This window comes from Streptomyces sp. NPDC099050 (assembly GCF_044759865.1).
GTDB lineage: Bacteria > Actinomycetota > Actinomycetes > Streptomycetales > Streptomycetaceae > Streptomyces.
In genome coordinates this window covers 385,904-398,064 of the sequence record NZ_JBIWAE010000005.1, presented here as the reverse complement: position 1 = coordinate 398,064, position 12,161 = coordinate 385,904, and the positions used below count along the sequence as shown (strand labels likewise).

7 protein-coding genes are annotated in these 12,161 nt (G+C 73.0%); 3 read left to right on the top strand and 4 right to left on the bottom strand.

Annotated elements, in window-relative coordinates; translation table 11 throughout:
- Positions 1–445: 445 nt before the first annotated feature.
- The gene (locus ACIQV3_RS12135; RefSeq protein WP_327253600.1) at positions 446–982 is read right to left on the bottom strand and encodes a MarR family transcriptional regulator; all 537 of its coding nucleotides are present in this window, start codon (positions 980–982) and stop codon (positions 446–448) included.
- Positions 983–1,105: 123 nt separating this feature from the next.
- Here ACIQV3_RS12135 and ACIQV3_RS12130 point away from each other — a divergent pair, with 123 nt between their 5' ends.
- Positions 1,106–2,389 carry an MFS transporter gene (locus ACIQV3_RS12130; RefSeq protein ID WP_403712314.1) on the top strand — a complete coding sequence of 428 codons (1,284 nt, stop codon included), beginning with the start codon at positions 1,106–1,108 and terminating at the stop codon, positions 2,387–2,389.
- 93 nt (positions 2,390–2,482) lie between these two features.
- Here ACIQV3_RS12130 and ACIQV3_RS12125 read toward each other — a convergent pair whose 3' ends face one another.
- Both ACIQV3_RS12125 and ACIQV3_RS12120 read right to left on the bottom strand, forming a co-directional pair.
- The gene (locus ACIQV3_RS12125; RefSeq protein WP_403712283.1) at positions 2,483–4,312 is read right to left on the bottom strand and encodes a SpoIIE family protein phosphatase; all 1,830 of its coding nucleotides are present in this window, start codon (positions 4,310–4,312) and stop codon (positions 2,483–2,485) included.
- Between the two features lie 147 nt (positions 4,313–4,459).
- On the bottom strand, positions 4,460–5,851 hold the full coding sequence (locus ACIQV3_RS12120; RefSeq protein WP_403712281.1) for an NAD(P)/FAD-dependent oxidoreductase: 1,392 nt from the start codon (positions 5,849–5,851) through the stop codon (positions 4,460–4,462).
- A gap of 345 nt (positions 5,852–6,196) precedes the next feature.
- On the opposite strand from ACIQV3_RS12120, the gene ACIQV3_RS12115 reads away from it, so the two are divergent.
- Complete coding sequence (locus tag ACIQV3_RS12115) at positions 6,197–7,012, top strand: TetR/AcrR family transcriptional regulator (RefSeq protein WP_403712279.1); 816 nt, start codon at positions 6,197–6,199, stop codon at positions 7,010–7,012.
- A gap of 297 nt (positions 7,013–7,309) precedes the next feature.
- Positions 7,310–9,322: a sigma-70 family RNA polymerase sigma factor gene (locus ACIQV3_RS12110; RefSeq protein ID WP_403712277.1), complete on the top strand. Its 2,013-nt coding sequence runs from the start codon at positions 7,310–7,312 to the stop codon at positions 9,320–9,322.
- Positions 9,323–9,472: 150 nt separating this feature from the next.
- Here the strand turns inward: ACIQV3_RS12110 and ACIQV3_RS12105 are convergent, their stop codons facing one another.
- The gene (locus tag ACIQV3_RS12105; protein WP_403712275.1) at positions 9,473–11,800 is read right to left on the bottom strand and encodes an asparagine synthase-related protein; all 2,328 of its coding nucleotides are present in this window, start codon (positions 11,798–11,800) and stop codon (positions 9,473–9,475) included.
- Positions 11,801–12,161: the final 361 nt, after the last annotated feature.

Below are 12,161 nucleotides of genomic sequence, written 5' to 3'. Positions count from 1 at the left end.
AGGAACCTCATCCACCGAAATGGACGGGGTATCAACTTTTTGGCGTTGATTTTTGGCACGCTGTTGAGTTCTCAAGGAACGGACGCTTCCTTTGTACTCACCCTCGCGGGTTTTCCTCCGGGCGTTTCGTTCGTTCTTGTGTCTCCGACTCTATCAGACTCTTTCGGGCCTGACTCCCAGTCAGCGGGTTTTGCCTTCCGGGCTGTTGGGCCCTTCCGACTCCCGAACTCTAGTGGATTTCCCGGGCGATTCATAATCGACCTTCAGGAATGAATTCGGGCATGCCGAATACGTTCCCAGTGGGAGATCTTGCTGAGTTGGGTGCCGCAACGAGGCGGCGGGATTTGTTGTCTCCGAAACCTTTCGGCTCAGGGACAACTCGAAGAACCTTACGGACCCACGGGGCCCGTGTCAACCCGAGAGTTGGAGCAGGGCCGCTGGGCGGTCAGTGCGGAGACTGGAGGTCCTCTACGCGGTCCAGGAGGCGGGTGAGCATGTCGCCCAGTACGCCCCGCTCCGCCGTGGAGAGGTCCTGGAGGAGGTCCTCCTCGAAGACCGTCGCCGCGCGCATCGCGTCCAGCCACTTGCTGCGGCCCTCCGCGGTGAGCTCCACGATCACTCGGACGCGGTTGTTTTCGTCCCGCTCCCGCGTGACCAGCGCTTCCGCCGTCATGCGGTCGATCCGGTGGGTCATCGCCGCCGGCGTCAGGCCCAGCTGCTTCGCGAGCTCGCTCGGACCCATCCGGTACGGCGCTCCGGAGAGGACGAGGGCCTTGAGGACCTCCCACTCCGCGTTGCTGATGCCCAGGGCCGCCGTCTGGCGTCCGTACGCGACGTTCATGCGGCGGTTCAGGCGGCTGAGGGCCGAGACGACCTTCTCGACCTGGGGGTCGAGGTCCTGGAACTCGCGCTGATAGACGGCGATCTGTTCGTCGAGGCTCGGCTCGTGGACGGGCGCAGTGCCGTCGGGGGTGTCACCCATGGTTCGAAGTATGGCACGGGGCCGTTGGCATCTAACTCCTTCGGTGTGTAGTGTTAAGGATCGAACTTTAGGTATGAAGTCTTCAAGCTTCAGTAATCAAGGTGGTGAGAAGTGACCAAGGTGATGGGCGCTGCGATGCGGAGGATCCAGGCCGGGAACGCGTTGACCGCGTTCGGTATCGGTTTCACGGTTCCGTTCCTCTACGTCTACGCGGCGAAGGTGCGAGAACTGGACCCCATGTGGGCGACGGGTGCGTTCATGGCCTTCGCCCTCGGTGCGCTTCTCGCGCTGCCCTTCACCGGGCGGGTGATCGACCGGCGCGGTCCGGTCCCCGTCGTCATCGGCGCGGCCGTCGTCGCCTCGTTCGGTGCGCTGTCGCTGGGCCTGTCCACCGGTGTGGTCGCCATCCTGCTCTCCGCGCTCGCGCTGGGCGCCGGTCAGGCGGTCATGCAGCCGGCGCTGGCCACGATGATCGTGCGGTGCTCCACCCCGTCCACCCGGACCCGCGCCTTCGCGCTGCAGTTCTTCATGCAGAACCTGGGTCTGGGCATCGGCGGTCTGATCGGCGGGCTCATCGTCGACGAGAGCAGGCCCGCCAGTTTCACCCTGCTCTTCGGCATCGAGGCCGTGATGTTCCTGGTGCTGGCCGGGGTCATCGCCACCGTGCGGATGCCGCAGGTGCCCGCCATCAGCAACGCCCTGGCCAAGGACGCCGCGCAGTCCGGCGGTGGCTGGAAGCGGCTGATGGAGCACAAGGCGATGGTGCAGTTCTGCGTCCTCGGCTTCGTTCTGTTCTTCGCCTGTTACGGGCAGTTCGAGTCGGGTCTCGCCGCCTTCGGGACCGAGGCCGCCGGGATCTCCCCGTCCACGCTGGGGTTCGCCCTCGCCGCCAACACCGGGGCGATCGTGCTCGCCCAGTTCGTCGTGCTCCGGCTGGTCGAGAACCACCGCCGGTCCCGGGTGATCGCACTGGTCGGCCTGCTCTGGACGGTGGCGTGGATCATCGCCGCCTTCTCCGGGCTGGGGCACGGCAGCGCCGTCATGGCCGCCGCCGCGTTCGTGACCACGTACGCCCTCTTCGGCATCGGCGAGGCCATGCTGTCGCCGACGCTGGCGCCGCTGGTGGCCGATCTGGCTCCGGAGGGGTCCGTGGGCCAGTACAACTCGGCCTTCGCGCTGGTCAAGCAGATGGCCCTGGCGCTCGGGCCGCTCGGTGTGCCGCTGGCCGCCGGCGTGCCGATGCTCTACATCGGGGTCTTCGTCGTGGTGTCGCTCGGCATCGCCGGGCTGGCGCTGCGGCTCGGCAAGCACCTGACGCCGGTGCAGGACAACCCGTCGCTGGCCCCGAGCACGGTCGTGGCCGGGTCGGTGGAGCAGGCGAAGGCCTCCGAGCCCGTGGCCGCGTAGGCATCGCAGGTCGCAGGGCGCAGGGCGCCGGTATAGAGGTGCGGCTGACATGGAGGAGCCCCGGTCCGAGGACCGGGGCTCCTTCGTGTCCGGCTACTTGTCCGCCTGCTTGTCCTTGTCCGGGAGGGCGAACTCGCACCAGACGGCCTTGCCGCCGCCCGGAGTGCGGCGCGAACCCCAGGCGGAGGCGATGGTGGCGACGATGGAGATGCCGCGGCCGGTCTCGTCGGCCGGTTCGGCGCGGCGGCGGCGCGGGAGGTGGTCGTCCCCGTCGGTGACCTCGATGATCAGCCGGCGGTCGGTGCGGCGCAGGCGCAGGCGCATGGGCGGGGTGCCGTGCTGGAGGGAGTTCGCGACGAGCTCGCTGGCGGCGAGTACTCCCAGGTCGCAGAGCTCCACCGGGAAGCGCCAGGAGGCGAGGACCCCCTGGGCGAAGGCGCGGGCGCGCGGGGCGGCCTCGATGCCGCCGAGGAGCTCCAGGGCCGCGTTGTGGAAGAGCTCGGCATCCGCGCCGGTGCGGGCGGGCTGCTGGAGGACCAGCACGGCGACGTCGTCGTCGTGGTCGGCATCGACGCCGAGGGCGCGCATCAGGCGGTCGCAGATCACGGCGGGGGTGCCCTGGGCGCCGGATAGGGCGCGCTCCAGGGCGGCGACGCCCTCGTCGATGTCCTCGCCGCGGCGCTCGACCAGGCCGTCGGTGTAGAGGACGGCGGTGGAGCCGGGGCCCAGGGCGATGGTGCCCGAGGTGTGCAGCCAGCCGCCGGTGCCCAGCGGCGGGCCGGTGGGGTCGGCCGCTCGGCGGACGGTGCCGTCCTCGTCGCGGACCAGGATCGGGAGGTGGCCGGCGGAGGCGTACGCGAGGAGGCCCTCGTTGGGGTCGTGGACGGCGTAGACGCAGGTGGCGATCTGGCTGGCGTCGATCTCGGCCGCGAGGCCATCGAGGAGCTGCAGGACCTCGTGCGGCGGCAGGTCGAGGCGGGCGTACGCGCGGACGGCCGTGCGGAGCTGGCCCATGACGGCGGCGGCGCGGACGCCCCGGCCCATGACGTCGCCGATGACGAGGGCCGTACGGCCGGCGCCGAGGGTGATGACGTCGTACCAGTCGCCGCCGACGGCGGCTTCGGTGCCGCCGGGCTGGTAGGTGGCGGCGACGCGCAGGTCGTCGGGCTGCTCCAGTTCCTGCGGGAGGAGGGAGCGCTGGAGGGTGACGGCGGCCTCGCGCTGGCGGCGCTCGCTGGCGCGCAGCCGTTCGGCGGCCTCGGCGTGGTCGGTGACGTCGGCGAGGTGGATCAGGACTCCGGTGCCGGCGTGGGCTTCCGCTTCACTGTCGGCGCCCGCGCTTGAGCCGGTGGCTGCGCTGGTGCCGGTGCCTGCGCTGGTCTTGCGGAGCTCGATCGGGGTGCACGTGACCGTGTACGAGCTGGTGCCGCCCGGCGCGGTGCGGTTCTTGGCGGTACGCGGCTTGCCGCTGCGCTGGACCTGGTCGAGGAGCGGGAGCAGGCCGAGCTCCCCGAGCTCGGGGAGGGCCAGGTGCGCGGGAGCCCCGGGGGCTCGGGCGCCGAAGCCCGCGGTGTAGGCGTCGTTGACGTAGGCGACGCGGTGCTCGGGGCCGTGCACGAGGGCGACGAGGGCCGGGAGGCGGTCGAGGACCTCGCGTACGGAGAGCTCGTCGAGGGAGGGCGCGGGGGTTCCCGTACCGTCCGCGGCGGCCGGTACGCAGCCGGTGCCGGGGGTGGAACCGGTGCCGCGGACCGTGGGGTCGGCGGGGCAGCCGTCCGGGCCGCTCGCGGAATGGCCGGCGGCGCCGCGGGCGGCCGGGACCGAGCCCTCACCCCTTTTGGCCTGGGCGGCGGCGTGTTCGGACCGGGCGGCGGCGCGGCGCTGCGTTCCGGGAAACCGGGCGCTCCAGCGCGTGAAGTTCACTGCTTTCAAGCCTCGTGGTGTCGCTCGTGGTCGCTGTGTCACTCGGTGGCGATCGGGTGGCACTCGGATGTCACGCTGATGTCACTCTGTGCAGGTGTGAGCCCACCTATGGTCACACGTCCAGTGTGGCCGACGGGACTGACAGCATCAGCCTTCCTTCTTCTTCGGAGGGTCCTTGGGGCCTCCGCCCGCCGCGAGTTCGAATTCTGCCCTGGGGTGTTCGAGGGATCCCAGCGAGACGATCTCGCGTTTGAAGAGGCCGGAGAGCGTCCACTCGGCGAGCACGCGCGTCTTGCGGTTCAGGGTCGGGACGCGGCTGAGGTGGTAGGCGCGGTGCATGAGCCAGGCCGGGTAGCCCTTGAGCTTGCGGCCGTAGACGTGGGCGACGCCCTTGTGGAGTCCGAGGGAGGCCACGGAACCCGCGTACTTGTGGGCGTACTCGGTGAGGAGTCCGCCGCGCAGGGACGAGACGAGGTTGTCGGCGAGCACCTTGGCCTGGCGGACGGCGTGCTGGGCGTTCGGGGCGCAGGGGACGCCCTTCTCCGGGGCGGTGATGTCGGGGACGGAGGCGGCGTCCCCGGCGGCCCAGGCGTGCTCGACGCCTTCGACGGTGAGGAAGGAGGTGCAGGCGAGGCGGCCGCGCTCGTTCTTGGGCAGGTCGCTGGCGGCGAGGATCGGGTGCGGTTTGACGCCGGCGGTCCATACGACGGTACGGGTGGGGAAGCGGGCTCCGTCGCTGAGGACGGCGATCCGGTTCTCGCAGGATTCGAGGCGGGTCTCCAGGCGCAGGTCGATGCCGCGGCGGCGCAGTTCGCGGATCGTGTACGTGCCCATGTCCGGGCCGACCTCGGGGAGGATCCGGTCGCTGGCCTCGACCAGCACCCACTTCATGTCCTCGGGCTTGACGTTGTGGTAGTAGCGGGCGGCGAAGCGGGCCATGTCCTCCAGCTCGCCGAGTGCCTCCACGCCGGCGTAGCCGCCGCCGACGAAGACGAAGGTGAGGGCGGCGTCGCGCAGGGCGGGATCGCGGGTGGAGGAGGCGATGTCCATCTGTTCGATGACGTGATTGCGCAGGCCGATGGCCTCTTCCACGGTCTTGAATCCGATGGCGTATTCGGCGAGTCCCGGAATGGGGAGTGTGCGGGAGACCGAGCCGGGGGCGAGGACCAGTTCGTCGTACTCGATCTCTACGGGGCCTCCGCCCTCCTCGTCGGTGGCGAGGGTGGTGACGGTCGCGGTCCGGGCGGCGTGGTCGATGTGCCGGGCCTCGCCGATGACGATGCGGCATTTCGGCAGCACGCGGCGGAGCGGGACCACCACGTGGCGCGGGGAAATGGAGCCGGCAGCCGCTTCGGGGAGGAAGGGCTGGTACGTCATGTAGGGCTCGGGAGTGACCACCGTGACCTCGGCCTCGTCGGCTCTCAGCTTTCGCTGGAGCCGAAGTGCCGTGTACATGCCTACGTAGCCGCCGCCGACGATGAGGATCCGCGTACGGGGCGGGGTACCGGGGGTCGTGCCCCGGGAGTTAGCAGCCTTCACCGTCCCATGACGCAACGTGGCCGGGAGTTTGTCCACAGGCCCGACAAATTGTGTGACCGGAGGGGACGGCGGGGCGAGGTGGTCGGGGGGTGCGGATGGAAGGGAAGGTGCGCAGGTCAGACGGTACGGAATGTGTGCTTCCGGGGGCTTCGAGCGGAAAATTGCGGGTGAATGCTCCGATCGGGCGGTGGTCCGTCCGGGGCTGCCTCTTCTGAATTGACTCTGGCTCAACTATGTTCGTAACTCGTCGAGGAGTAGGACCAGGGCCCGCATGACCGTGGCCCCCCTCGACATGAAGGCGGGGAGTGTCTCCGGGGGGAGACAAATGATTACCGGGGGATACATATGCACATTTCCGATTTCCATGCTTCTGGCACCGCTCTGTCTTCGGCCGCTTCCGCGACCGACGGCCACGGGCGTTTGATGGCCGGCGGCGCCACCACACACGGCGTGGGTCGCTCCACGCCGCTGCGCGTCGACGCACAGCGCAATCTCGAACACGTACTTCGCGCGGCCCGCGAGGTCTTCGGTGAGCTCGGCTACGGGGCTCCGATGGAGGACGTCGCACGCCGCGCACGGGTCGGCGTCGGCACCGTGTACCGACGGTTCCCCAGCAAGGACGTCCTGGTCCGGCGGATAGCCGAGGAGGAGACCTCCCGGCTGACCGAGCAGGCCCGTACGGCTCTCGGCCAGGAGGAGGAGCCGTGGCAGGCGCTGTCGCGCTTCCTGCGCACCTCCGTGGCCTCGGGCGCCGGCCGGCTGCTGCCGCCGCAGGTGCTGCGGGTCGGCGAGGACGGGGTCGACGGGGCGGAGGGGTCCCACGGGGCGGTGGCGGTCGACGAGGCCGCGCGCGTTCCGCATCAGCGTCAGGTCGTCGTGGCCGGCGGAGCACCCGATCTGCGGGTCGTCACCGCCGCGCGGACCGGCCTGGACGACGAGCCCTCCGAGGACGCGGGCGCGGGTGAGCTGCTGGAGGTCGTCGGCCGCCTCGTGGACCGGGCCCGGGAGGCCGGGGCGCTGCGCGCCGATGTCACGGTGGCCGATGTGCTGCTGGTGATAGCGACGGCCGCGCCCGCGCTGCCGGACGCGGCGCAGCAGGCGGCGGCTTCCGCTCGGCTGCTCGACATCCTGCTGGAGGGGCTGCGGTCCCGGACGGCTTAGGCCGGGACGGCTCAGGCTGGGACGGCGTAGGTCGGGGCTCCTCACGCCCGGGCGCCCGGGACGTGTGGTTCGCGGACCGGGTGGTCCGGCCGGCGGGCGGGTTGAGGACCTGTTTCGTGTGGGCGTCAACCGGTTCCTGGTCGGGGACTCTCGCTCGAACGGGTGAGGTTTCGTACGGCAATTCGCCGGGGCTTGCCCGGATGAGTGGAAGGTGTGGAGACCGGCTTCGGCGCGTGGCCGCCGTGTGACACGCTGGATCGGTGTACCGGTTGAGTGTGTCGTGCGAGGGCCTCCGCGATGAGCGTTGACGGGCGGGAAGAGCCACACGGTGGCGCCGGCGGCGAGGTCGATGCGGGCAGCCTGCCCGCGCGACAGGTACCGGCGCAGCGCGAACCGGGTGGCCGGCACGCCGCCGGGGTCAGCGGCGAACTTCCGCCTTCCGACGGGGACTTGATCGCCCGGATGCGCGGAGGCGACGACGGGGCCTACGAGGAACTGTTCCGCCGCCACTCCGATGCCGTGCGCCGCTATGCCCGCACCTGCTGCCGCGACGGGCACACCGCCGACGATCTGACGGCCGAGGTGTTCGCGCGGACCCTCCAGGCCGTACGGGGCGGGGCGGGTCCGGACCAGTCGGTGCGCGCCTATCTGCTGACCACCGTGCGCCGGGTCGCCGCCGCCTGGGCGAAAACAGCGAAGCGGGAGCATCTGGTCGAGGACTTCGCACTGTTCGCGGAGCAGGCCTCCGGGTCCGGCGACGGCGCGGTCGGGCTGCCCGTCCGGGCGGGCGACGACACCCTCGAAGTGGGCGCCGATGTCAGGGCCATGCACGAGGCCGAGCAGACCCTCGCGATGCAGGCCTTCCGGAGCCTGCCCGAGCGGTGGCAGGCCGTGCTCTGGCACACCACCGTCGAGGAGGCGTCGCCGAGCTCGATCGCCCCGCTCTTCGGGCTGAGCGCGAACGCCACCGCGGTACTGGCGAGCCGGGCCCGCGAGGGCCTCAAGCAGGCGTACCTCCAGGCCCATGTGAGCACCGCGCTGAGCTCCGGCGGGGACTGCGCCCGGTACGCCGACCGGCTGGGGGCGTACGCCCGCGGCGGCTTGCGGATGCGGGCCGAGCGGGGGCTGCGCAAGCACCTCGAAGAGTGCGCCCGGTGCCGGCTCGCCGCGGGGGAGCTCAAGGACGTCAACGCGGGCATTCCCGCGCTGCTGCCGGTCGCCGTCATCGGGTGGTTCGCCGCCGGGTACGCGGCCAAGGCGGCAGGAGTGGTGGTCGGCGGGGCCGTCGCCGCGGGTGGTGCCGGGGCCGCTGCCGCCGCGGGTGCGGGCGGGTCCACGGCCGGTGCCGGGGCCGCCGGGGCCGGGGCCGCCGGGGCCGGGGCCGCTGGTGGGGCTGCCGGTGGGGCTGCTGGTGGGAGCGGGGCCGGTGGGGTCGGCGGAGCCGCGGTTTCGGAGGGGCTCGGGTTGCCTGCCAAGGCGGCCATCGCCGCCGGGGTCGTGGTGGCCGCGGCCGCCGGCGTGGTGTTCGCGCTGGCCGGTGACGACACCGCTCCGGCCGTGCGCGCGAACCCGGCGCCGGGTGTGGCCGTACCGGTGCCGGGGAGTCCGGCCCCCGCCGCGCCGGAGCCCGGGCCGTCGCGGGCGGAGCCGCCGGCGGCGCGTGGATCCGTACCGCCCCCGAGGAAGCAGACGCCGCCGGTGGCCGTCGCGCCGGCCGCGCCGACGCCCTCGCGGAGCCCGCAGCGGTCCTCGCCCGCTCCGAGTCCGAGCCGGGCACCGACGCCGAAGCCGAAGCCGAGTCCCACGCCGAGCCCCACGCCCCGTCCTGTGCCTCCGCCCAAGCCGGCGCCGCCCAAGCCGCCGCCGCAGGCCCCTCAGGGGTTCCGGCTCTCCTCACTGGGGCAGTCCGCCTACGGGAGCCACGACGGCCCCGAGATCGAGACCTGGCGCAGCAGTTGGGTGTGGCAGCGCTGGGGGCCGATGATCGGCGGGCAGCGCTACACGCACGGGATCACCGTCAACTCCCGTTCCTCCGTGGAGATCACCCTCAACCGGAGTTGTGCCGTCTTCTCGGCACGGGCCGGTGTGGACGGCATGTCACTGCTCACGGACGGCACGGTCCGCTTCTCCGTGTACGCGGACGGGCGGCGGCTGTGGCAGTCCCGCGCCCTGGGGTACGAGGACCCGGCGGCGCACGTGTCCGTCTCCCTCGCCGGGCACAAGGCGCTGCGCCTGGTCGTGGAACGCGCGGAGGGCGGCCGCCTGCCGACGCTGGCGACCTGGGCCGACTCCGTCATCAGCTGCCGCTGAGGGCCCCTCTTCTCTCCTTGCGAAGCGGGCTCCACGTGCTTCGAGCTCGCCCGCATGCCAGTTCTCGGCATCGACCAGGCGGCCGTGTGGGGGCGAGCACGGGCGGAATCGTCGGCTTGAACGTGCTCGCCGGACACCCGGGCCCCGGGATCAGGACAGGGCCGGGCGGCGGAGCGGGACTCCTGTGGGGACCGCTCTGCGGCGGGGGGTGGAGGTGCCGGTCCAGCAGGTGCCCCGGCGCGCCAGGAGACGGGTCAGCCACAGTTCCATCGAGACGAGTTCGGCGATTCCGTCGAGCGGGACCGGGCGGCCGTCCGCCGCGTCCAGCAGGGCCTGGCGGACGACCCGGGCTTCGATCAGGCCCGCGTCCGCCAGGAGCGGGGACGCGAAGAGGGCCAGGAGGTGCGGGAGGGCCGCGCGCAGTCCCAGGCGGGTCGCCGATTCGTTCGGGGCGTGGGCCGTCGCGCCCCACCCCGCGGGGAGGTCCCTGACCCCGGCCGAAAACAGGACCGCGCGCAGGACCGCCGCACGGGCGCCGGGCTGGACGCGCAGGGATTCGGGCAGGGCCCGGGCGGCCCGTACGACCTGGTTGTCCAGGAACGGGGCGTGCAGTCGCTGGCTGCGCACCTCCACGGCCTGCTCGAAGACCCGGTGGTCGGCGGCGTGCCGGGCCAGGACGGCGCGGGCCCGGGCCTCCCCGGGGCGGAGGGAAAGGGGAGGCCGGCCGGCGGCGGCCGTCAGGCGGATCGACACCTCGGCCAGCGCCTCGCCCGTCAGCCAGGCCGCCGCCGGGCCCGGCCGGGACCAGGTCAGGGCCGCGAGTGAGGCGTCCACCGGTGAGCCGGGGCCCGCGGCCGGGATGCCGTCGCGCAGGCGGGCCGCCGCCGCCTCCAGGCCGGCGCGGTACGGCGTACGGGCCAGGCGGCGGGCGGCCGCGTACACGGTGAGGGGGACCAGGAAGGGGACCAGCGGGGAGTCGCCCTCGGACGGGGCGGAGCGGGCGAGGGCCAGGGTGGGGCGCAGCAGGTGGCGCCGGCGCCGGTCGAGCAGGAGGTCGGCGAGCCGGGCGGGGTGGGCGTCGAGGACCTGGCGGGCTCCGTGTCCGGTGAAGTGGTCCGCCGAGCCGGCCGCGAGGCGGCGGCGCTCGCGGGCGGCGGAGATGAGGGAGGGGCCGGGTTCGTCGGTCAGCGGGCCGTCGAGGTCGGCGTACGGGAGGGCTTCCTCGGCCGCGGCCACGACCACGTGGTGCAGGCGGGGGTCGGAGGCGATCGCGTGGGCGCGTTCCAGTTCGGGTTCGCGGCCCCGGGGGGTGGCCAGGTCGTTGAAGGTGACGGCGAGGAGGCGTTCCCCGGTGCGGCCGAGCAGGGCTCCGGGTGCGCCCGGCAGGCCGGCGGCGAGCAGCGCCAGGGTCGCGGAGGCGCTGCCGCCGGAGAGGTCCGCGCCGACTCCGGGGACGGGCGCGGGGGCGCCGCGCGCGGCCCGCCGGTCCGCCGGGCCCATTCCGGGGACGGGCCCGGGGTCGTAGGGCAGCGTCTCGGGAGCATGCCGCGGAGCCGTGAGCCGGGCGCGCACCGCGTCGACCAAAGCTTCCCGTACGCCCTCCACCGCGAGCTCGGGGTCGGCGGTGGGGGCGGCCACCGCGAGGGAGGCCATCGGCTCGTACCCGGTGATCTCCCGCGAGCCCTCGCGCAGGATCAGCGCGTGCCCGGGCGGGATGCGGCGCACGCCGACGTACGGTGTGCCGTCGCCCAGCGCCTCCGGGCTGTCGGGACAGGCCAGCAGGGCGGCGAGATGGCCGATGTCGAGCTGCGCCTCGATCAGGTCGGCGAGCGGGAGGGCGGCGGTGGCGTACGCGGTGCCGCTCGCCCAGGGCGTGTAGAAGACGGGCCGGGCGCCGGCCAGGTCGCCGACGACCGTGATGCGGCGGCCGGCCTGGACGACGGCGGTGTAGCTGCCGGGCCACTGGGTGAGGTGGCGCAGCGCGCCGCCGCGGGCGGCGTAGAGCGCGCGGCGCAGTTCCTCGTCGGTGGCGCCGCAGCAGCCGAGGACGGCGAGGCGGGTGAAGGGGTCCGCGGGATCGGCGGTGAGGGTGCGGATCTCGTCCGGGCGCCAGTCCCCGACGGCCCACAGGGGGTCGGGGTCGCCCCACAGGAGCTGGGCGCCGACGGGGACCACGGTGCGGTCGGCGTCGGCGGCGCCCGGTTCGTCGGGGTGGCCGGCGTCGGCGAGGCCCCCGCGGAGCTGGCCGTCGCCCCAGGGGTCGGGGCCGGAGCCGTGCCCGGAGGCGTAGCCGTTTCCGGTTCCGGAGGCGTAGCCGTTCGCCGATCCGTGGCCGTTCCCGGAGGCGTGGCCGTTCCCGGAACCGTGGCCCGAGCCGTAAGCACCCTGGTCGGAGGCGTACGCAGCGCCGTGCCCCGCGACCCGTCCGGCCGTGCCGAAGCTCGCGGCGATACTGCTCCAACCCACCAACCAGCGCACCGCCGCCTCCCCAGCCCGTGGGCACCTGACCGGGGTGCGAACCGCGCGGCCGGCGCTCTGGGCGCGGGCCGGAGGGACCCCGGGTGGCTCGGGGTCCATGCTGCCACGAGACAGGCGTGCGGGAGTGGGTAAGGGGGGCGCACGTATAAACGAACACGCCCCGGCCATGCGGTATTTGGCGTTCCGTTCCGACCGCCCCATAGGTCGGTTTCGGCCATTCTTCGGCCGTACTGAGAGCCCTGCGCGGCGCCCCGGGCGCAATCCCGCGGGTCCGCCGCACGGTCCGCCCGGCGGTGCGCGGTCCGGGGGGCGGAATCCACCCCCCGGACCGTTCCGCCACCCGCGGGGATTGAGGCAGCGG